A 20,942-nucleotide genomic window follows, 5' to 3' on the forward strand; every position below is an offset into this window, starting at 1 on the left:
AACAGGCCCCGTTATCGGGGCTTGTTTATTTTAGAATTGAAGACGTAACACGTTTAGTGTCCGGGTAGCGCAATGAATCAAACTCCGCAACAACGCCTGCAACAGCTCAAAGACCAACTGGCTTATCACAACCACCAGTATTATGTGCTGGATAACCCCAGCATTCCCGACGCCGATTACGATCAGCTATTTCTGGAATTAAAGCAGATAGAGCAGCAGTATCCTGAACTGATCACTTCAGACTCACCCACGCAAAGGGTCGGTGCCGCGCCTTTAAGTAAATTTGGCCAGGTCAGCCATCAGGTGGCTATGTTGTCCTTGGATAACGCCTTTGATGCGGACGACTTTGCAGCGTTTTACAAACGTATGGCCGACCGGATTGATGTCAGCAAAGACTTTGAATTTTGCGCCGAGCCAAAACTGGATGGTTTAGCCGTCAGCATCCGCTATGAACAAGGCCTGTTAGTACAAGCTGCCACCCGCGGTGATGGTTTTACCGGTGAGGACATTACCGCTAACATCAAAACTATCAGAGCTATACCGCTGAAATTACAGGGCGACGTGCCTGCTGTATTGGAAGTCCGCGGCGAGGTGTTTATGCCGCTTGCTGGTTTTGAAGCTATGAATGATAAAGCCCGAGCTTCGGGCGATAAAGTTTTTGCGAATCCCCGAAATGCAGCGGCCGGCAGCTTACGACAACTGGATCCGAAGATCACCGCCACCCGGCCTTTGATGTTTTATGCCTATGCGGTGGGTGCAGTGGAAGATGCAACTCAACTGCTCAACGGCAACAGTCATTATCAGCGTCTGCAGCAACTCAAAGCCTGGGGCTTACCGGTTTGTCCGGAAATACGTCATGTCACAGGTTTACAGGCAGCTTTGGATTATCAGCAAAATATTCTGACAAAACGCGCTGCTTTGCCTTACGAAATTGATGGTGTAGTGCTGAAAGTGGATGACTTAGCCCAGCAACAGGCGTTGGGTTTTGTTGCCCGTGCGCCGCGTTGGGCCATAGCTTTTAAATTTCCGGCTCAGGAAAAAACTACCACTTTACTGGATGTTGAGTTTCAAGTCGGCCGCACCGGCTCTATTACTCCGGTTGCACGTTTAGAACCTGTGATGGTGGGGGGCGTCACTGTCAGTAATGCGACTTTGCACAATCAGGACGAAATTAACCGCTTGGGCGTGAAAATAGGCGATACCGTCATAGTGCGCAGAGCAGGGGATGTGATCCCACAAATTGTCTCTGTTGTACTGGAACAGCGGCCTGACAATGCGCGTGACATCTTATTTCCTGCCCTTTGCCCTGTCTGTCAGTCCAGCATCGAGCGGGTTGAGGGGGAGGCGGTAGCGCGCTGCACCGGCGGCTTGTTTTGTGGCGCTCAACAAAAAGAAGCTCTGAAACATTTTGTTTCGCGTAAAGCCATGGATATTGAAGGTTTGGGCGATAAGATTATTGAACAACTGGTTGATCAGCAATTGGTAAAAACTCCGGCTGATATTTTCCGTCTGGACATGCCTGCTTTGGTGGGTTTGGAGAGAATGGGGGAAAAGCTGGCAGTTAAACTGTTGAAATCTATCGAAGATTCGAAACAAACCACCTTGCCACGTTTTATTTATGCTTTAGGTATTCGTGAAGTAGGAGAGGCGACCGCGCTGAACTTAGCCAGTCATTTTGCCACTTTGGATGCATTGCAGCAGGCAAGTGTGGAGCAACTGCTGGAGGTGCCTGATGTTGGTGCCGTTGTGGCAGGCAATATTCAGCATTTTATGGCCGAAGAGCACAACGCCACTGTGATAGCCCAACTACTGGAGGCTGGGATCCATTGGCCTGTGATTGAAAAACAACAGCAAGGTGAGCAGCCTTTAGCAGGTTTGACTCTGGTACTAACCGGCACATTAGTGAGCATGGGCCGGGATGAAGCCAAAGAAAAATTGCAACGGTTAGGCGCCAAAGTGTCAGGTTCCGTATCGGCTAAAACTTATGCCGTGATCGCAGGGGATAATGCCGGCTCTAAACTGGCAAAAGCTACAGAATTGTCGGTAGCTGTCTGGACAGAGCAGCAGATGCTGGACTTGTTTGCACTGCATGGGCTGCACTGACATGTCGCAGAACTATCCGCTATTGGATAAGTATGGCCTGACACGAATACCACTGCGGTTTTATGCCCTGTTGCTGTTGTTGCTCAGGCCTTACCTGTTGTGGATCCTGGTTCTGACTATGCCAGAGGGCGGTGATAAGTTACTGGCGGCTGTCTATCCAAAAAGTAATGATTTCCTCACGGCTTGCCTGATTTGTGCCCCCGTACTTTTGCTGGTCGCTGCTCTGAGTCAGCGTAAAGAGCAGGGGCATAGGCGCTGGTTTAATGTCTGGCGTCAAAGCCGCTGGATCATGCTGGTTGTGGTTGCTACCGACCTGATGCATAGTCTGACGCACTTACCCAACTATGTGATGCTCAAAGCGCCATGGCTACTGATTTCGCCTTTGTTGTTGCTACTGAGCTTTTGGTGGCTGCTGAAAAATCCTGTTATAAAGCAAGTGGTGACAGAGTGGCCTTAAATAGCAATTTTCTGCTGGCTCTGTAATTGCAGCCAGCGTTTTTGCTGCTCTTCATTTAGTTTGGCTTTGGATAACATTACCTCGCATTGCAACCGAAGTTGCTCAGTTTGAATCGCAGGGTCGATATTTTCAGTGCTGCGCAGTGACTGCAGCAAGTTGAGCGCTATACCCACATTGCCCGGCATGATCGTAAAGGCCTGAATAAAAGCATTTAAGGCCTGATGCCATTGACCTCGCTCATACAGTAGCACCGCATTGTTGTTAAATTCTCTTGGCCCCATAGGCAAGGTTTCGCGTTCCTTCAGCTCTTGTTTCAGATAGCTGAGGAAAACAGGGTCAAGCGTTTTCAGCTTGTTCTCGTCTTGCAGCAGTTGCCGCAGCAATTCCCTGGAACTGCTTAACAAGCCCACTTCATGCAAAGCTTTGGCTTTGTCCAGAATATCTTCGGGTGCTTGTGTGGCCTGAGTTTTATCCAGAGCCAGTAATAACTGTTTGGCTTTATCTATCTGATCTTTTAAATAATAAATGCGCGCTTGCACCACGGCCTGTTGTTCGGCTTTGTGCTGTTCAGGGAATAATTGCCGCATATTGCTTAACGATTCATTGGCCACTTTGGATAAACGGTTGGCTTGTTCTGCTTCATCCACACTTAGGGCATAATCAATCGAAGCACGCGCCAGATTCAGATACAAATCCGGTTGTTCGTACACCGAAAAACGGGCAAATCGCACCAGATCTTTAGCGGCTTTAAATTGCTGTTCGTAGTCATGGGTTAACCGCGACAGGTTGAGTAGTTTTTGTTGCCGCATCAAATTACGTGGCGCCATATCGGCTGCTTGCAGCAGTTCTGACTGGGCTTTTTTGTACAGGTGCTGGCGTAAATGCATCTCAGCCAATAAATCCAAAGCGGCCAGTTTCAAATCGGCCCTGTTTAGTAAAGGCTGCAGTAGTGACTGGGCCTCAGAAAAACGTTCGCGTTGGATCAGGCAACGGGCTAACCCAAGTTTAACCCAATGCAGGTTGCCGTTGTGGATCAGACTACTGTAAAACTGCTCACTTTCAGTCCAGCGGCCTGCTTGCTGTAAAATCTCACCTTTGAGCTTCAGCAGCATACTGTGATATTTCGGCTGATAGCCCTGATCTAACCATTGCTCCAGCAGTCGCAGTGCTGGCTCGGTTTTGTGTTGATCCAGCAGGCTATACAAAGGGCGGAATAAGTTTTTACGTTGTACTGTGCGGTCGATACGCTCTTTTAAATCTTTAATAGCGTATGGCTTCACCATAAATTCATCTGGCTGCAGTTCCAGTACACTATGCACCAGGCTTGGATCTGTCTCAGCGCTGATAAAAATAAAGCCAGTACTATGACTAAACAAATTGCGGGCTTTTAACTCCTGATAGAGCTGATAACCATCTTTGCCATTTAAATTAAAGGAGCAAATGATCAAATCAAATGTTTTATCGCGGCATTGAGTTAAAGCAACCGCAGAATTTTCTGCATAGGTAAAACTGCTGTAGCCCAGTGTTTCCAGGGCATAACGCAGATAATTCTGAGTTAAAGGTTGTTCATCAACCACCAGTATTTGGATGTCTTTGTTTAGTTTTACAGCCATACCTGCAGCAGATATCCGTTATCATTTCTATCAAATATAGCTACTAAAGTGATAAAAATCTCTAGTTTTTTTTCGTAATTTCAAAGGCTAAGCATTTTTCTGCTTTGGGGAATTTATAAATAAGTGAAAAAATAGTAAAAATACACTGTCCGTGCTGATTAGAATCAATCAGTTAACTGGATTTGATGTTGTAAAAAAACGTAGAATTTTTCGACAGCGATGGCAGGTGCCACTAGGTTCAAACCAGTGCGCCTTGGTCTTTGCTAAAGAATGATGGTGGATGCTACTGGGTTCAAACCAGTGCGCCTTGGTCTTTGCTAAAGAGTGCGGTGCTTCTGTAAAGAATGGTGGTGGATGCTACTGGGTTCGAACCAGTGACCCCCGCCTTGTAAGGGCGGTGCTCTCCCAGCTGAGCTAAGCATCCTGGGGATTTGGTACAGAAAATTATGGTGGACGCTACTGGGTTCGAACCAGTGACCCCCGCCTTGTAAGGGCGATGCTCTCCCAGCTGAGCTAAGCGTCCGGGGAATTCAGAACAAAAATATGGTGGATGCTACTGGGTTCGAACCAGTGACCCCCGCCTTGTAAGGGCGGTGCTCTCCCAGCTGAGCTAAGCATCCTGGGCACAACACTAGGACTACAACGATTTCATCATCTCTTGGAGAATTTCAAAAAGATGGTGGATGCTACTGGGATCGAACCAGTGACCCCCGCCTTGTAAGGGCGATGCTCTCCCGGCTGAGCTAAGCATCCATCGTGTGGTCGGCGGTCATTATAGGGGGCTCGGTTTTTGTGTCAATACTATTTTTAGCTTTGTGAACCGTATGCTTTAAAAGTAAACAGTTAAATCTTTTGGCGCATCAGAGCTTCTCCCGTGCAATCACAGCTTTGCATTGGTACAATAGCGCCCAATTTTTTGGCCTTCAGTGGATTTGTTATGTCTATAGTTACTCGTTTCGCGCCAAGCCCTACAGGTTATCTGCACGTTGGTGGCGCCCGCACAGCGTTGTATAGCTGGCTGCATGCACGTAAAACCGGCGGTACTTTTATTCTGCGTATTGAAGACACAGATTTAGAGCGTTCATCACAGGAATCTGTCGACGCCATTTTAGAAGGGATGAAATGGTTAGGTCTGGATTACGACGACGGTCCTTATTATCAAACAAAACGCTTTGATTTATATAAAGAAGTTGTGGCTCAGCTTTTGGCTGAAGGTAAAGCTTACAAATGCTTCTGTACTGTAGAAGAAGTCGACGCCATGCGTGAAGCGCAAATGGCGGCCGGTGAAAAACCAAAGTACAACGGCATGTGGCGCGACCGTACTGACCATCCTACAGATAAACCTTATGTCATTCGTTTTAAAAATCCGCTGGATGGTGTGGTGGTGATTGACGATTTAATCAAAGGCCGGATTGAGATTGCCAATGCGGAGCTGGACGATTTAATTATTGCCCGCAGTGACGGCACGCCCACTTATAACCTGACGGTGGTGGTGGACGACTGGAAAATGGGTATTACGCACGTGATTCGTGGTGACGACCATGTCAACAACACTCCACGTCAGATGAATATTCTGGCGGCTTTAGGTGCCGACATTCCGAAGTATGCTCATGTGCCAATGATTTTAGGGGATGATGGTAAACGTTTATCCAAGCGTCATGGCGCTGTGGGTGTGATGCAATACCGTGACAATGGTTTCCTGCCAGAAGCTTTAATCAACTACTTAGTGCGGTTGGGATGGTCGCATGGCGATCAGGAAATTTTCAGCAAAGAGGAGCTGGTTGAGTTGTTTGATTTAAGCAACTGTAACCGCGCGCCTTCGGCCTTTAACACCGACAAGCTGATTTGGTTAAACCAGCATTACATGAAAACTCTTGCGCCGGATTATGTTGCCAGCCATTTAGCCTGGCATATCGCAGAGCAGAAACTGGATATCAGCACTGGCCCTGCGCTGACTGAACTGGTGAAAGTGCAGGCTGAACGGGTAAAAACCTTAAAAGAGCTGGTGGAAGTCAGCCGTTATTTCTACGAAGACTTCAGCGAGTTTGAAGAGAATGCCGCGAAAAAACACTTACGTCCGGTCGCTGCCGAACCTCTGGTTGCGGTTCAGACTAAACTGGCTGAACTGAATGACTGGTCCGTGGAGGCGTTGCATAAAGCCATCAATGATGCGGCAGAGAGTTTAGGTTTAGGTATGGGCAAAGTAGGTATGCCTTTACGTGTAGCGGTTACAGGTGGCGGTAACTCACCCGCTTTGGATGCAACGCTTGCTCTGATCGGTAAAGAGCGGGTGTTAAAACGCATCAGCATGGCGCTGGAGTACATCAGCAACAGAGCCAACGAGCAATAATACCCTTCGTACTTGAAGCTGCAGCTTTGTTGACTAAGTGCTCTCGCCCCAGTCACATAGGTTCACTATGCTCCTGGGGTCCCCTGCACTTGTCGCCTCGCTACAACTCCAATTACTTTGGTTATGAATCGTAGCGGCGACCTTTAGGGTCGCCTGTCTTGCGTCAAAATCTGCTTCAGCAAGGCTGCATTCATTTGTAGCTGTCAAAATCATTATTATTTTTTTAAGAAGGGTTATACAAGATGCGTTTAGTCGTCGCATTGTCAGCGGTATTGTTGTGTGCAACAGTTTCTGTTCAGGCACAGGAATTTCAACTAAAACATGGTGAAGAGGAAAACACTATTCCGCCCTGGGCTGGGGATGTCGAAGTGGGGGTCGTGTTAAGTCGTGGTAATACCGAAGCGACAGCAGTGCGGACTAATGCTGAATTAAAACATGAACTGGAAGATTTCCGTAACAAATACTTTATTCAGACCTTATTACAACGCAACACTCAAACCAACAGCGCCACGGGTGAAAGAGAAGACAACACCACAGGCCAGCGGGTTGGGGTTACCGCACAAAGTAACTATAAGTTTTTCCGCTCAGATAGCAGTTTGTTTGGCCGTGCCGCTTATTTAAACGATCGTTTTGGTGCTTTCCGTGAACAATCTTCCATCGCGGTCGGTTATGCCAACAGATTGTACGAAGATGGACAGAACTATTTTGATTTCGAAACCGGTCCCGGTGTGGCGTATGACAGACCATCCGAAGGCGAGAGCAACTCAGGTATGATTTGGTACGCCGCTGGTAACTTTGAGTATCACTTCTCAGAAACCAGTAAGTTTAAACAAACGCTGGAGTATGCCATTTCTTTGGATGGCCACAACACCAGCTACACCAGCCGTAGCGCGGTAACAGCGCAAATCAGCAACCAATTGGCACTGCGTTTAAGCCTGAATATCAAATACGATTCAGATGTAGGTGTGGATAAGAAGAGCACAGACTCAGAAACCGCTGCTTCTATCGTTTATTCGTTTTAAAGAAAAAGGGGACCAGCAATGCTTCCCTTTGTTGATCAGCCTAAGTAATTGGAGTTGCAGCGCGACGACAAGGGATTGAGACCCTAGGAGCATAGTTGCCTATGCGACTGGGGCGAGAGCGCGCAGTCAACAAAGCTGCGGCTTCAGGTACGACGGGTATCAGCCTAAGTAATTGGAGTTGCAGCGCGACGACAAGGGATTGAGACCCCAGGAGCATAGTTGCCTATGCGACTGGGGCGAGAGCGCGCAGTCAACAAAGCTGCGGCTTCAGGTACGACGGCTGATTAGTGTAAGACCCGGGCGCGTAATGTCCCTGGAATCGCCTTCAACTCATTCAGTGCCAATTCGTGATCCACTGAATCTATATCGATCACCACATAACCAATTTCTGCATTGGTTTGTAAGTACTGACCCGAAATGTTAATGCCATGCTTAGCAAAAGCTTCGTTGATTTTGGTCAGCATACCCGGCTGGTTTTTGTGGATATGCAGCAAACGTGAACGGCCTTTGTGCTCAGGCAATGATACTTCAGGGAAATTCACCGCCGACAGGGTCGAACCGTTGTCGCTGTATTTCACCATCTTGCCTGCCACTTCAAAGCCGATATTCTCCTGTGCTTCTTGAGTTGAACCGCCAATATGTGGCGTCAGGATCACATTGTCGAATTCGCGCAGCGGGCTAATAAATTCTTCATCATTGCTGGTCGGTTCTACAGGGAATACGTCAATGGCGGCACCGGCCAGTTTTTTTGCTTTCATCACGGCCGCTAAAGCGTCAATATCGACCACAGTACCGCGTGAAGCGTTGATCAAAATACTGCCTTGTTTCATCAGATCCAATTCAGCTTCGCCGATCATATTTTTGGTCTGCGCTGTTTCAGGCACATGCAAAGTCACCACGTCTGAGGTTTTTAGCAAAGTGCCAAAATCGACCTGAGTGGCGTTTCCTAACACCAGCTTGTCTTCGATATCGTAAAACTGCACCCGCATACCGATGTTTTCCGCCATGATGCTCAACTGAGTACCAATATGACCGTAACCAATAATACCTAAGGTTTTACCACGGGCTTCAAAGGACTGGGTTGCCGTTTTTTGCCAGATACCACGGTGTGCTGCGGCATTGCGCTCCGGAATACCCCGCAGCAACATAATAATCTGGCCTAACACCAATTCAGCCACAGAGCGGGTATTGGAAAAAGGCGCGTTAAAGACCGGAATACCGCGTAGCAGCGCAGCGTCTAAATCGACTTGATTGGTGCCTATGCAGAAGCAGCCTATTGCTGCCAGTTTTGTGGCCGCATCCAACACTTTTTCAGTCAGTTGGGTACGTGAGCGAATACCAATAAAATGCACATCACGGATTTTTTCAATCAGTTCAGCTTCATCCAAAGAGGTTTTCAGATACTCAATGTTGCTGTAGCCCTGATTCTTAAAGCTTTGCACCGCACTTTGGTGCAAACCTTCCAGTAACAGGATCTTGATCTTGTCTTTGGGCAGCGAAAATTTTTCCATTTTACTTCTCTTTAACTTGTTGCAATTTAAATTCAGTTTAAGATTTTTGTGCCTTCGGCCGTTCCTACCAGAACTATATCTGCCGCACGGCGGGCAAAAATACCGTTGGTGACGACGCCGACCAGGTTGTTGATTTGTTGTTCTAATTGTTCTGGCTCTGTAATGCGAAGGCCATGTACATCTAAAATAATATTGCCGTTGTCGGTCACAACCTGCTCGCGCCACACAGGGCGGCCGCCTAATTTTTCCAGCTCACGCGCCACATAAGCACGGGCCATCGGAATCACTTCCACAGGTAAAGGAAATGTGCCGAGCACTTCGACTTGTTTGGTTTGATCGACAATACAAACAAACTTTTCCGCCACAGCCGCAACAATTTTTTCGCGGGTAAGGGCTGCGCCACCACCTTTAATCATATGCTTTTGCGGGTTAATTTCGTCTGCACCATCGACATAAACACCAAAAGTTTCTACCTCGTTTAAGTCCAGTACCTGAATACCTAAAGCGCGCATTTTTTCGGTGGATTGCACTGAGCTGGACACCGCCCCTTTGATCTGATCTTTGATGGTCGCCAGGGCGTCAATAAAGTGATTCACAGTGGAACCTGTACCAACACCGACAATAGTTCCCGTCGTTACATAATCTAAAGCTGCCCAGGCAGCGGCTTTTTTCATCTGATCTTGAGTCATTGGGGTACCGTTTTTGTTTTACTACGTTTAGCCATACAGATGGATAGTAGCCGAAAAGGGGGATCGGGCAAAAGGGGCAAAAGGCAAAACAGCAGAAAGAATTTTAGTATTTACTTATTGTTCACTAAAAGTACGAAAACGGCTGGGAGTACAGATAGCCGGCAGAGGAATATCCCAGGCTTCGACTGGCACTGATTCGACTTGCTGACAATCATGGGCTAAGCCGATCAGCGCTGGCTTTTCTGACGAATGTTCAAGCTGACTTAAGGTTCTGTCATAAAAGCCGCCGCCCATACCTAAACGTTGACCTTGAGCGTCAAAAGCCACCAAAGGGGTAAAAATCAGATCCAACTGGCTGACAGGGCAGAGCAGACTGCAATTCAGCTCAGGCTCGCCTATGCCGAACTGATTGGGTTTTAACGTTGTTGCCGCAGTATAAAGCTGAAACACCAGATAACCTTGCACCACAGGATGCAACAATGGCAGGTATAGGCTTTTACCTTGCTGCCACAGGGCCTGGATCAAGGGGCTGGTATCCAGCTCACCATCATTGGTCAGATACAAAGCGATATGCTGCGCTTGTTGTACTTCAGGGCGAGGCAGTAACTGCTTTACTAAATCCAGACTGGCCTGATGCTGCTGCTCTGCAGATAAAGAGCGGCGCAAATGACGAATATGGCTGCGAAGCTGTTGGCGTGAAGTCAAAACACTGAACCTGAAGTGTGAATGGTAAAAGGGACTATAAAACAGAAAGGCTTAGCTGCAAAGTTGAGGTTTTAACAACGCAGGATTTATCCAATAAATTGTTCTCCGAATTGCCGTGTCAGGTATTAGCCCTTGAACCTAAGGTTCAAGGCGGGAGTCAGTTGTCACCGTAGGCTTCTCGGTACGGGCCGAGCCTGCACAAAAGCAACAAAAAAGAGCCCCTTTAAAAAAACAATTATCGGCTCAGGGACATCTACCTAATCACTAACAACCCAGAGAACACTGTAAGTATAACACTGGCTTTTTGATTATTCTGCCTTCTTTTTCACTTCCACGAGCTCATTGCATAAATTTAACGCAATCATCAGCAGAACATCTTCGTTCATGTGTACACCGGGTTTGAATTTTGTACTGGCGACCCGCTGTTCCAGTTCATCAATAGCCGCTTGTAGCCGCTGTTCTTCACCCACAGGGCAGGAGACTTTTAATACCCGGCCTAATACCGAAATCGTCAATTGTTTAGGTTTGGTACTGGCGGCTGGTTTAACAGCAGGTTTTTTCACCACGGCTTCGGCTGGTGGTGGGTCTACAGGACGAAATTTACGTAAATGCATGATAGTTCCCTTGGGCCTGCGATTGGGGCGTCCATCTGTTGGCGGGTAGAACCAGCAAATGGTAGGATAGCAGCCTTGAAAAGTCGCTTGGGCCGAAAAATTATGACGACAGACAGTTTTAAATCTTACGATCACTGGACCAGTTTACTGGATCAATCCTACCTGATGGCGTCGGCCGCCGAGGTACATGGTTTGATCGCAGGTTTGCTAAGTGCGGGAGTGAGCGCAGAACCGGCGAAGATTTTACCAGTTCTGCACGACTTCTTAAATGACGGACAAGCCTTATCTGCGCCTGTTAAAGCAGATATTTCTGATTTAATAGTGCAAACGTATGAATCTTTGGCACAGACCGACTACTCCTTTGCCTTATTGCTGCCAGGCGATGATGATTCACTGCCAGAACGGCTGGAAGCTATGGTCGAATGGACCCAGTCATTTTTAGTAGGTTTTGCTATTCAGCAGAACGACTTATCCTTGTGCTCTGCTGATGTCAAAGATGCGATAGAACAACTGACCGAAATCACCAAAATTGACGTATTTGCCATAGACGACAACAGCGCTGAGAGTAACGAAGAATCGTACTTTTTAGTGCTGGAGCATATACGATTAATGGTACTGACCTGCTTTAACGAAGTAGGGCTGAAATTCAGCAAAAATGAAGTTCAGAATAAAACTTTGCATTAAGAGCCTTTCGCAATGAATTTGAGTCTCCATCAAACCAGACGTGAGCGCTTGCTTACATCTATCCCGGACAACAGCGTGGTGTTAGTTCCGGCCGCAGTCGAGTTAACCCGCAGCCGTGATACCGAATATCCATTTCGTCAGGACAGTGACTTCTTTTATCTGACAGGGTTTAACGAACCTGATGCGTTGTTGATCCTCAGCAAAGACAGCACCGGCGCTACCTCCAGTTTGCTGTTATGCCGCCCGAAAGACCCACTGGCGGAAATCTGGCAAGGCCGTCGTTTAGGGCCGGAGCAAGCCAAAACCGTGTTGGGTGTAGAGGCATTACCGATAACAGAGCTGGATAACGAGCTGTTAAAGGCGCTGAATCAAAGAACTACGCTTTATTATGCGCAAGGCACTTATGCTGAATTCGACGCCAAAGTCGCTGCTACTTTAGCCACCTTACGGCTTTATCCAAAAAGGGGTTATGTGGCACCTACAGTGCAGCAGGATTTACGGCCTGTGACGGCTGAAATGCGTTTGTTTAAAGATGAACACGAAATAAAGCTGATGCGTAAAGCAGGCAGTATCAGTGCTAAAGCGCATAAAAGAGCGATGCAAGAGGCCAAAGCCGGTGTGTGGGAATATCAGCTCGAAGCTGCTATTTTGCATGAGTTTGCGATGCACGGCGCGCGTTTTCCTGGGTATAACTGCATAGTAGGTGCAGGTGAAAACGGCTGTATATTGCATTACACCGACAACAGCAGTCAGCTTCAGGACGGCGATTTAGTGCTGATTGACGCTGGCGCTGAGTATCAGGGCTATACGGCCGATATTACCCGTACTTTCCCGGTCAGCGGCAAATTCAGCACGGAACAGGCCGCGGTGTATCAGGTGGTACTGAATGCGCAGTACGCCGCTTGTGCGAAGGTGAAGCCTGGCAATACATTTAAAGATGCGCTCGACGCTGCTTGTTTAGAACTGACCAAAGGTTTACTGGAATTAGGCATTTTACAGGGCGAGCTGGAGCAGCTTTTGAAAGACAACGCCTGCAAAGCCTATTTTATCCATGGTTTAGGCCACTGGTTAGGGCTGGATGTGCATGATGTTGGCGCTTACAAACTGGCTGGTGAAGAGCGGCCTTTTGCACCTGGGATGGTGTTAACCATAGAGCCGGGTTTGTATATCCCCACCGGCTCGCCTTGTGATCCGAAGTGGTGGGGCCTGGCGGTGCGGATTGAGGATGATGTACTGGTGACAGCCCTAGGTCACGATAATTTAACCGAGTCAGTTCCCAAAGAAATCGCTGAAATCGAAGCCTTAATGGCACAGAGCCACAGCGAAAACAGGATGGATTGATGTCTGACAATCACAGTGCAGAACAAGCTTTGGATCTGGTGATCGCAGGCGGTGGTATGGCCGGATCACTGCTGGCTTATGTGCTGCTTTGTCAAAACCCCGGATTAAAGCTGGCCATTGTGGAGCAGAGTTCAGAGCTTGGTAAGGACGAGCAACCTTCCAAAGCCAGCTTTGATAGCCGCAGCATCGCCCTGGCGCATGGCAGTGTAGAGCTGTTGCAGCAATGGGGTTTATGGCAGGAGTTGCAGCCAAGTGGCTGTGCGATTAAACATATTCATATCTCTGACCGGGGCCATTTTGGTAAAACCTACTTAAATGCCGCCGATTATCAGTTGTCGGCTTTAGGCCAGGTGATTGAAGTCGAAGCCATAGGCGAAGTGCTGTGGCAAAAACTGAAAGCCTTCACCGCACAGGGCCGCTTAAGCTGGTTTTACAGCGATGCGATTGACGCACTCAATCCGACCGCAGAACTACAGCACATCAGTCTGAAAAGTGGCGCACAACTGCAAAGCAAGTTGTTAGTCATCGCTGAAGGCGGGCTATCTCCCAGCCGCACTTTAGCGGGTTTTGAGCTGAAATCTGATGATTATCAGCAGCATGCGCTGATCGCCAATATAGGTGTGGCCGACTCGCATCAACACAAAGCTTTTGAACGTTTTACGCCAACAGGGCCACTCGCGCTATTGCCGTTAACCCGGCAGCGTTATTCGCTGGTCTGGACTTTAACGCCTGAACAAGCAGCACAGCATGTACAGCAAACCGATGCCGAGTTTTTAGCGGCATTGCAACAAGCCGCAGGCCACAGGGCTGGTGTGTTTAAAACTGTCGGTCAGCGGGTGGTGTATCCGTTAAGTTTAAAACGGGCCACTGAGGCTTCGCGCCATCGTACTGTGCTTGTAGGCAACAGTTTGCATAATCTGCATCCTATTGCAGGGCAGGGGTTTAATCTGGCGATTCGCGACATTTACAGCTTAACTTTATTGCTGCAAAAACATCAGACTGACGCGGGTTGTTATGCGCTCACCACAGCCTATCAGCAGGCGCGTTTACCAGACATGCAGCAAGTGATTTTGTATACCGACTCTTTAGTACGGCTATTTTCCAATAGATCCCGCCTGATGGCGCTTGGCCGCAATACAGGGTTGCTTGCCTTAAACCTTTGTCCTGAATTAAAACAAGTGGTGGCCAATCAAGCCATGGGACTGAATTCTATTCGCCAGTTAAAGGCGCTTTTGACTCGCGCTTAACAGAGAGAATTATGCAGGAATATGACGTATCAATAGTAGGCGCAGGCAGTGCTGGTTTAACCCTGGCCTTATTGCTTGCCGACTTGCCGCTTAAAATTGCTGTGCTGGATAAAGGCCCAGCGCCAGAGCTGGTCACACCCAGCTTACAGCGGGTCAGCGCGCTGAATCAGGCGTCAAAACGTTTATTGAGTCAGTTAGGTGTTTGGCAGGACTTAACCTCAGCCGCGCCTTATACCGATATGAAGGTATGGGAAGCCGATAGTTTTGGTCGCATTGAGTTTTCTGCTTTGGAGCAAGGTTGTGATGAACTGGGCTTTATTGTCGATAACGAGCAGCTACGTGCTGCGCTCTACAACAAACTGCAAACTAAAACCAATGTCAGTTGCCTGTTTCAAAGCCGTATTCAAAACATCAGCAATAGTGAACAGCAAAACCTGTTAACGCTTGAAGGCCAGGGGCCAATGCTGTGCAAACTGCTGGTGGCAGCCGATGGTGCTCACTCTTTTGTCCGCCAGCAATTGCACATGCCTATCGCTTTTTGGGATTACCAGCATCAGGCTTTGGTGGCACAAGTTCGTACCAGCGAGCCGCATCAACGCTGTGCCCGACAGGTGTTTTTACCCACAGGCCCGCTGGCGTTATTGCCATTGGCAGACCCGCATCTGGTTTCTATTGTCTGGAGTACCAGCCCGGAGCAGGCCGCTGAACTGCAAGCTATGCCAGCCCAGCAATTTAATAAAGCCTTAACGGCAGCCAGCAATGCTGTGCTTGGATTACTGCAGCTTGAGTCGGACCTCAGCAGTTATCCGCTAAAAATGCGTTATGCCAGCGAATGGGTACTGAATAAAACTGTGCTGGTGGCCGACGCTGCACACACCATTCACCCGCTGGCGGGGCAGGGTATGAACCTGGGTTTAATGGACGTTGCCGCATTAGCAGAACTAATAGATCAGCAAATTAGCGCACAAAAACCTGTGAATGAACAACGTATGCTGCGAAATTACGAGCGCTGGCGTAAGGCGGAAGCTCAAACTCTGATCGCCGCTATGGAAGCCTTTAAACAAGGCTTTGGCCGCCAAAACCCGCTGCTGAAATTAGTTCGCGGTGTGGGAATGAAGCTTACCGACAAACTACCTTTCGTAAAACAAAAAATAATGGCAGCGGCTTTGGGGGATTCCGGCGATCTCCCGCAGCGGGCGCGCCCTACAGTCAAATAACAGGCTATTAAAAGACCTAAAATGGCAGGGTTATTGGCTCTAACCTTGCCATTCGCATTATTAAATCTAATCCAAAAGGGGCTGTTGGCCTCTGATGCCTTCGGTTATAATCCAGCTCATCTTAAAAATGTCATTTGGTTATAACGCCTACGTTACCCAAATTAATTGCAGTTGCAGCGCGGCGGCAAGCGAGCGAGACCCATGAGCATAGTTGCCCTATGTGATTGGGGCGAAAGAGCGCGGTCAACAAAGCTGCGGCTGCAAGTAAGAAGGGTAAAACAAACCAATGACAAGTTCCTGTTGTTCACGCGGCCTGAAAAGCTCCAGCAGCGCAGGCCAGAATTAGTTGACTGCTTCGGCAGCATAGTTACCCAAGTAGCTTCAAATACGACGGTAAAAAACTGGGGAAAAACAGATGGCCCAAAAAACAGTATTATTCGCCAAGCATGTCGAATGTGGTGCAAAAATGGTGGACTTTCACGGCTGGGATATGCCGCTGAACTACGGTTCACAAATTGAAGAACACCACAATGTCCGCCAGGACGCTGGTATGTTCGACGTCTCTCACATGACAATCGTTGACCTGAAAGGGCCAAACACCCGTAACTTCCTGCGTTATTTACTCGCTAACGACGTCAATAAACTGACTGTGCCAGGCAAAGCCTTATACAGCGGCATGTTAAACGAAGCCGGTGGCGTGATTGACGATTTAATAGTGTATTTCCTGGCCGAGGACTTCTTCCGTTTAGTGGTGAACTCTGCCACCCGCGAAAAGGACTTGGCCTGGATCAACCAGCAAGCCGCAGCCTACAACGTCACAGTCACCGAGCGCCCAGAGTTTGCCATGATTGCTGTGCAAGGCCCGCAAGCCAAAGCCAAAGTTGCCACTGTATTAACCGAACAGCAAAAAGCTGCAGTGGCTGGCATGAAGCCATTTTTTGGTGTGCAGGCCGGTTCTTTGTTTATTGCCACGACAGGCTACACAGGCGAAGACGGCTACGAAATTTCATTACCTAACGAAGAAGCCGCTGACTTCTGGCAAAAACTGCTGGACGCTGGAGTAAAACCTGCTGGTTTAGGTGCGCGTGACACTTTACGGTTAGAAGCCGGTATGAACCTGTACGGTCAGGATATGGACGAAACTGTATCTCCGCTGGCCGCCAACATGGGCTGGACCATTGCATGGGAACCAAGCGACCGTAACTTTATTGGCCGCGCAGCACTGGAACAACAAAAAGCCGCTGGCACTATGAAGCTGGTGGGCTTAGTGATGGAACAAAAAGGCGTATTACGTCACGGCCAGAAAGTGGTAACTGAAGGCGGCGAAGGTGAAATTACCTCTGGTACTTTCTCACCTACTTTAGGTTTTAGTATTGCGATGGCCCGTGTTCCAGCTTCAACTGGCGACACAGCCGAAGTAGATATCCGTGGCAAACTGGTTCAGGTCAAAGTTGTAAAACCTAACTTTGTTCGTATGGGTAAAAAAGTAATCTGATATACCCGTCGTACTTGAAGCTGCGGCTTTATGGACTGCGCCATGTCGCCGCCCCGCAGCATCAAGATACTTGGGTATAGATACAGCGGCTTGCTTTGTTTGTTTTCTGTTGATTGAAAAATAAACAAACAAGGCAGGCGGCCATAAGCTTGCGGCAGAAGCATAGCTTCGCTATGTTGTTTGCCAGAGTCAGTTTGTAGACTGACTGCGATTAACAACACATTCAGCACCAAGGAACATAACAATGAGCAACATCCCTAACGAATTAAAGTACGCCCCGTCACATGAGTGGGTTCGTGACGAAGGCAATGGCGTTTTCACTGTAGGTATTTCTGAGCACGCTCAGGACCTGTTAGGTGACATGGTATTTGTTGAATTACCAGACGTAGGTGACACTGTTGCTCAGGGTGATGACGTTGCAGTCGCTGAGTCGGTAAAAGCTGCATCAGATATCTATGCTCCGGTATCTGGCGAAATCGTTGCAGTCAACGATGCATTAAACGACTCACCAGAGCTGGTGAACAGCGCACCTTACGGTGACGGCTGGATGTTCAAAATCAAGATTTCTGACGAATCTGAACTGGCAGGCTTATTAGACGCCGCTGGTTATCAGAACGTTGTAGATTCTGAATAAGTCGACTGGAAATATTTAATAAAGCCCTGTTTGCACAGGGCTTTTAATTACCCGTCGTACTTGAAGCTGCAGCTTTGTTGTCTGCGTGCTCCAGACCCAGTCACATAGTGAACTATGCTCCTGGGGTCTGAAACACTTGCCGCCTCGCTGCAACATCAATTACTTAGGGTATGAAAACCAAGGTTAGGCGGGGGTACATATCCCCAACAGGGATATTAGGTGCCACTGGGCCAAAAGCCTGAGCAGCACGTAATCTCCAACATATTGTTAAGACCATTTAGGAACTTCAAGGCATGACCACTTCAGCTGTGAAAACCCTGTCGCAACTTGCGAACCACCAGGAATTTATTCAACGCCATATAGGCCCGGACGCTAACGAAACAGCAGCTATGCTGGCTGAATTAGGCGTAAGCAGCATGGAAGAGCTGATCGCACAAACTGTGCCTGCTTCCATTCGCCTGCCAAAGCCATTGGCAATTGGTGAAGCCACAACTGAAGCGGACGCTCTGGCGTACTTAAAAGCGGCTGCGAGCAAAAACAAACTATTCAAAAGCTACATTGGTATGGGCTACCACCCAACACTGACACCAAACGTGATTTTACGTAACGTGTTAGAAAACCCGGGCTGGTACACTGCGTACACCCCATACCAGCCAGAAATTGCTCAGGGCCGTTTAGAAGCTCTGCTGAACTTCCAACAAGTGTCTTTAGATTTAACAGGTATGGAGCTGGCATCGGCTTCATTACTGGACGAAGCCACTGCCGCTGCTGAAGCTATGGCGCTGGCCAAACGTGTGGCAAAAAGCAAAGCCAATACCTACTTTATCGCTGACGATGTACACCCACAAACGATAGACGTAGTGCGTACCCGTGCGGAAATGTTTGGTTTTGACGTGATCATTGGCAAAGCCACTGACGCAGTAAACCACGACGTGTTTGGTGCTTTATTACAATACCCTTCAACGACGGGTGAAGTGCGTAACGACAGCGGTCTGATTGCAGCGCTGCAGGCGAAAAAAGCCGTAGTTGCAGTAGCAGCCGACATGATGAGCTTACTGTTATTAAAATCTCCAGGCGAGCTAGGTGCAGACGTAGTGCTAGGTTCTGCCCAGCGTTTTGGTGTGCCTATGGCTTTTGGTGGCCCACACTCAGCATTCTTCGCTACCCGTGACGATTACAAACGTTCTATGCCAGGCCGTATCATAGGTGTGTCGAAAGACCGTCGTGGTAATCAGGCTTTGCGTATGGCCATGCAAACCCGTGAACAGCATATCCGTCGTGAAAAAGCTAACTCCAACATCTGTACTGCACAGGTATTGCTGGCCAACATGGCGTCTTTCTTCGCTGTGTACCACGGCCCTGAAGGCCTGAAAAACATCGCTGAACGTATTCACCGTTCTGCTGACGTATTTGCCGCTGGCCTGCAAGCCAAAGGCGTATCATTAGTTCACAACACCTGGTTCGATACTGTGACCTTTAAAGTGGCTGACCGCGCCGCTGTGGTAGCTCGCGCCATCGCCGCTGAAGTGAACTTACGTACTGATATCAGCGAGAGCTTAAGCGTAAGCTTTAACGAACTGACAAGTGCTTCTGACATCGCTCAGTTGTTTGACATAGTTCTGGGCGCTGGCCATGGCTTAGACGTGACTAAGTTAGACGCTGACATAGTTGCTAAAGGCTCCAACTCTATTCCTGCTGACTTAGTTCGTACTTCTAAGTACTTAACGCACCCGGTCTTTAACCAGTACCACAGTGAAACTGAAATGCTGCGTTATATTAAAAAGCTGGAAAACAAAGACTTAGCACTGAACCACTCGATGATTTCTTTAGGTTCGTGCACCATGAAGTTAAACGCTACGGCCGAAATGATCCCTGTGACCTGGCCAGAATTTGGTTCCTTGCACCCTTTCGTGCCACGCGATCAGGCCGAAGGTTACTACCAAATGATTGGCGAGCTGGCCAACTGGTTAGTCGACATCACTGGCTACGACGCTGTGTCTATGCAGCCCAACTCAGGTGCTCAGGGCGAATACGCCGGTATGATCGCTATTCGTAAATACCACGAAAGCCGCGGCGATTCACACCGTAATGTGTGTTTAATTCCTGTGTCTGCGCACGGTACTAACCCTGCCACAGCAGCTATGGCTTGCTTTGAAGTGGTACTGGTGGATTGCGACAAGAGCGGCAACATCGACATGGCCGATTTAAAAGCCAAAGCCGAAGCTGTATCTGACAAGTTAGCCGCCATTATGGTGACTTACCCGTCGACCCACGGTGTGTTTGAAGAGTCTATCCGCGAGCTGTGTGACATCATTCACGCCCACGGTGGCCAGGTGTATATGGACGGCGCCAACATGAACGCTCAGGTAGGTATTACTTCTCCTGGCTTTATCGGTGCTGACGTATCGCATTTAAACCTGCACAAAACCTTCTGTATTCCTCACGGCGGTGGCGGCCCAGGTATGGGTCCAATTGGCGTGAAGAAACAATTGGCGCCGTTTATGCCAAACCACTCTGTTGTGAAAATTGAAGGCACAGGCCAGGACAACGGTGCAGTATCTGCAGCACCATTTGGTAGCGCAGGCATTCTGCCTATTAGCTGGATGTACATCAAAATGATGGGTGGCGACGGTTTACGTCAAGCCACTGAAATGGCGATTTTAAGCGCCAACTACATGGCGAAAAAACTGGGCGAACACTTCCCGGTGCTGTACGTAGGTACCAACGGCCGCGTAGCGCACGAATGTATTATCGACATGCGTCCACTCAAAGAAAAAACTGGCGTGACCGAAATGGACATCGCCAAACGTTTAATGGACTACGGCTTCCACGCCCCAACTATGTCATTCCCGGTAGCCGGCACGCTGATGATCGAGCCTACTGAGTCTGAAAGCAAAGTAGAGCTGGACAAATTTATCACCGCCATGACTTCTATTCGCAATGAAATTGCCAAGGTAGAAGCAGGGGAGTGGACTGCAGACAACAACCCACTGCATTTCGCACCTCATACGATGGAAGATATTTTCGACCCAAGCTGGGACCGCCCATACGAGCGTCAGTACGCTGCATTCCCTGCACAGTACGTGGCAGAAAACAAATTCTGGCCAACAGTCACCCGTATCGACGACGTATACGGCGACCGCAACCTGATGTGTGCTTGCCCTAGTCCGGAAGATTATCGGTAATTGAAATTTTTTTGTCTAACGACAACTAGGTATCCGAAACTATAGCAAGTAAGTCGGACTCCTTTAACGAAAAAA

Annotated in this window: 16 protein-coding genes, 4 tRNA genes and 1 other RNA gene; 11 read left to right on the forward strand and 10 right to left on the reverse strand. The window is 48.5% G+C overall.

What is annotated here, in order from left to right; genetic code table 11:
• Window positions 1–72: 72 nt before the first annotated feature.
• Window positions 73–2,103, forward strand: a complete 2,031-nt coding sequence (gene ligA, locus SD53_RS07310) for an NAD-dependent DNA ligase LigA (RefSeq protein ID WP_046519574.1) — start codon at window positions 73–75, stop codon at window positions 2,101–2,103.
• A gap of 1 nt (window position 2,104) precedes the next feature.
• On the forward strand, window positions 2,105–2,560 hold the full coding sequence (locus SD53_RS07315; RefSeq protein ID WP_046519597.1) for a DUF2919 family protein: 456 nt from the start codon (window positions 2,105–2,107) through the stop codon (window positions 2,558–2,560).
• On the opposite strand, the gene SD53_RS07320 is transcribed toward SD53_RS07315, so the two are convergent.
• The 5 genes from SD53_RS07320 to SD53_RS07340 all read right to left on the reverse strand — a co-directional run bounded on the left by SD53_RS07320 (window position 2,557) and on the right by SD53_RS07340 (window position 4,926).
• Complete coding sequence (locus SD53_RS07320; RefSeq protein WP_046519575.1) at window positions 2,557–4,173, reverse strand: tetratricopeptide repeat-containing response regulator; 1,617 nt, start codon at window positions 4,171–4,173, stop codon at window positions 2,557–2,559. The two genes, SD53_RS07315 and SD53_RS07320, sit on opposite strands and share 4 nt — an antisense overlap.
• Before the next feature lie 348 nt (window positions 4,174–4,521).
• Window positions 4,522–4,597 (reverse strand) — tRNA-Val (locus SD53_RS07325).
• A gap of 23 nt (window positions 4,598–4,620) precedes the next feature.
• A tRNA-Val gene (locus SD53_RS07330) sits at window positions 4,621–4,696 on the reverse strand.
• Window positions 4,697–4,717: 21 nt separating this feature from the next.
• Window positions 4,718–4,793, reverse strand: a tRNA-Val gene (locus SD53_RS07335).
• A gap of 57 nt (window positions 4,794–4,850) precedes the next feature.
• Window positions 4,851–4,926, reverse strand: a tRNA-Val gene (locus SD53_RS07340).
• 184 nt (window positions 4,927–5,110) lie between these two features.
• On the opposite strand from SD53_RS07340, the gene gltX reads away from it, so the two are divergent.
• Both gltX and SD53_RS07350 read left to right on the forward strand, forming a co-directional pair.
• Complete coding sequence (gene gltX / locus SD53_RS07345; protein WP_046519576.1) at window positions 5,111–6,523, forward strand: glutamate--tRNA ligase; 1,413 nt, start codon at window positions 5,111–5,113, stop codon at window positions 6,521–6,523.
• Between the two features lie 242 nt (window positions 6,524–6,765).
• Window positions 6,766–7,545 (forward strand): DUF481 domain-containing protein, encoded by a 780-nt coding sequence (locus SD53_RS07350; RefSeq protein ID WP_046519577.1) that lies wholly within the window; start codon window positions 6,766–6,768, stop codon window positions 7,543–7,545.
• A gap of 284 nt (window positions 7,546–7,829) precedes the next feature.
• Here the strand turns inward: SD53_RS07350 and serA are convergent, their stop codons facing one another.
• The 5 genes from serA to SD53_RS07370 all read right to left on the reverse strand — a co-directional run bounded on the left by serA (window position 7,830) and on the right by SD53_RS07370 (window position 11,064).
• Window positions 7,830–9,056 (reverse strand): phosphoglycerate dehydrogenase, encoded by a 1,227-nt coding sequence (serA, locus tag SD53_RS07355; RefSeq protein ID WP_046519578.1) that lies wholly within the window; start codon window positions 9,054–9,056, stop codon window positions 7,830–7,832.
• Between the two features lie 32 nt (window positions 9,057–9,088).
• The gene (gene rpiA, locus SD53_RS07360) at window positions 9,089–9,745 is read right to left on the reverse strand and encodes a ribose-5-phosphate isomerase RpiA (RefSeq protein WP_046519579.1); all 657 of its coding nucleotides are present in this window, start codon (window positions 9,743–9,745) and stop codon (window positions 9,089–9,091) included.
• A 114-nt stretch (window positions 9,746–9,859) separates the two neighbouring features.
• Window positions 9,860–10,450: a 5-formyltetrahydrofolate cyclo-ligase gene (locus SD53_RS07365; protein WP_046519580.1), complete on the reverse strand. Its 591-nt coding sequence runs from the start codon at window positions 10,448–10,450 to the stop codon at window positions 9,860–9,862.
• Window positions 10,451–10,548: 98 nt separating this feature from the next.
• Window positions 10,549–10,732: non-coding RNA, 6S RNA (gene ssrS / locus SD53_RS18190), on the reverse strand.
• Window positions 10,733–10,758: 26 nt separating this feature from the next.
• Window positions 10,759–11,064: a cell division protein ZapA gene (locus SD53_RS07370; protein WP_052749295.1), complete on the reverse strand. Its 306-nt coding sequence runs from the start codon at window positions 11,062–11,064 to the stop codon at window positions 10,759–10,761.
• 75 nt (window positions 11,065–11,139) lie between these two features.
• Between SD53_RS07370 and SD53_RS07375 the strand changes: the two genes are divergently transcribed.
• The 7 genes from SD53_RS07375 to gcvP all read left to right on the forward strand — a co-directional run bounded on the left by SD53_RS07375 (window position 11,140) and on the right by gcvP (window position 20,867).
• A complete protein-coding gene (locus SD53_RS07375; protein ID WP_241481771.1) occupies window positions 11,140–11,748 on the forward strand; it encodes a UPF0149 family protein in 609 nt (202 codons plus the stop codon).
• A gap of 12 nt (window positions 11,749–11,760) precedes the next feature.
• The gene (pepP, locus tag SD53_RS07380; protein ID WP_046519582.1) at window positions 11,761–13,089 is read left to right on the forward strand and encodes a Xaa-Pro aminopeptidase; all 1,329 of its coding nucleotides are present in this window, start codon (window positions 11,761–11,763) and stop codon (window positions 13,087–13,089) included.
• Entirely contained in the window at window positions 13,089–14,336 is a 1,248-nt protein-coding gene (ubiH, locus tag SD53_RS07385; RefSeq protein WP_046519583.1) for a 2-octaprenyl-6-methoxyphenyl hydroxylase, read from the forward strand. Before pepP ends, ubiH begins: the two co-directional genes overlap by 1 nt.
• Before the next feature lie 11 nt (window positions 14,337–14,347).
• Window positions 14,348–15,553 carry an FAD-dependent monooxygenase gene (locus tag SD53_RS07390; RefSeq protein WP_046519584.1) on the forward strand — a complete coding sequence of 402 codons (1,206 nt, stop codon included), beginning with the start codon at window positions 14,348–14,350 and terminating at the stop codon, window positions 15,551–15,553.
• Window positions 15,554–15,968: 415 nt separating this feature from the next.
• Window positions 15,969–17,048: a glycine cleavage system aminomethyltransferase GcvT gene (gcvT, locus tag SD53_RS07395; protein WP_046519585.1), complete on the forward strand. Its 1,080-nt coding sequence runs from the start codon at window positions 15,969–15,971 to the stop codon at window positions 17,046–17,048.
• Between the two features lie 244 nt (window positions 17,049–17,292).
• On the forward strand, window positions 17,293–17,682 hold the full coding sequence (gene gcvH, locus SD53_RS07400) for a glycine cleavage system protein GcvH (RefSeq protein ID WP_046519586.1): 390 nt from the start codon (window positions 17,293–17,295) through the stop codon (window positions 17,680–17,682).
• 293 nt (window positions 17,683–17,975) lie between these two features.
• Window positions 17,976–20,867 (forward strand): aminomethyl-transferring glycine dehydrogenase, encoded by a 2,892-nt coding sequence (gene gcvP, locus SD53_RS07405; RefSeq protein ID WP_046519587.1) that lies wholly within the window; start codon window positions 17,976–17,978, stop codon window positions 20,865–20,867.
• The last annotated feature ends 75 nt before the right edge of the window (window positions 20,868–20,942 follow it).

The organism is Rheinheimera mesophila (assembly GCF_000986865.1).
Classification (GTDB): Bacteria; Pseudomonadota; Gammaproteobacteria; order Enterobacterales; family Alteromonadaceae; genus Pararheinheimera; species Pararheinheimera mesophila.

Excerpts from the sequence above, each read along its gene's own strand:
- SD53_RS07315 (WP_046519597.1), top strand. The coding sequence starts at position 2,105 with ATGTCGCAGAACTATCCGCTATTGGATAAGTATGGCCTGACACGAATA.
- ubiH (WP_046519583.1), top strand. The coding sequence starts at position 13,089 with ATGTCTGACAATCACAGTGCAGAACAAGCTTTGGATCTGGTGATCGCA.
- serA (WP_046519578.1), bottom strand. The coding sequence starts at position 9,056 with ATGGAAAAATTTTCGCTGCCCAAAGACAAGATCAAGATCCTGTTACTG.
- pepP (WP_046519582.1), top strand. The coding sequence starts at position 11,761 with ATGAATTTGAGTCTCCATCAAACCAGACGTGAGCGCTTGCTTACATCT.
- SD53_RS07350 (WP_046519577.1), top strand. The coding sequence starts at position 6,766 with ATGCGTTTAGTCGTCGCATTGTCAGCGGTATTGTTGTGTGCAACAGTT.
- SD53_RS07370 (WP_052749295.1), bottom strand. The coding sequence starts at position 11,064 with ATGCATTTACGTAAATTTCGTCCTGTAGACCCACCACCAGCCGAAGCC.
- rpiA (WP_046519579.1), bottom strand. The coding sequence starts at position 9,745 with ATGACTCAAGATCAGATGAAAAAAGCCGCTGCCTGGGCAGCTTTAGAT.
- gltX (WP_046519576.1), top strand. The coding sequence starts at position 5,111 with ATGTCTATAGTTACTCGTTTCGCGCCAAGCCCTACAGGTTATCTGCAC.
- SD53_RS07320 (WP_046519575.1), bottom strand. The coding sequence starts at position 4,173 with ATGGCTGTAAAACTAAACAAAGACATCCAAATACTGGTGGTTGATGAA.
- gcvP (WP_046519587.1), top strand. The coding sequence starts at position 17,976 with ATGACCACTTCAGCTGTGAAAACCCTGTCGCAACTTGCGAACCACCAG.
- gcvT (WP_046519585.1), top strand. The coding sequence starts at position 15,969 with ATGGCCCAAAAAACAGTATTATTCGCCAAGCATGTCGAATGTGGTGCA.
- gcvH (WP_046519586.1), top strand. The coding sequence starts at position 17,293 with ATGAGCAACATCCCTAACGAATTAAAGTACGCCCCGTCACATGAGTGG.
- SD53_RS07390 (WP_046519584.1), top strand. The coding sequence starts at position 14,348 with ATGCAGGAATATGACGTATCAATAGTAGGCGCAGGCAGTGCTGGTTTA.
- ligA (WP_046519574.1), top strand. The coding sequence starts at position 73 with ATGAATCAAACTCCGCAACAACGCCTGCAACAGCTCAAAGACCAACTG.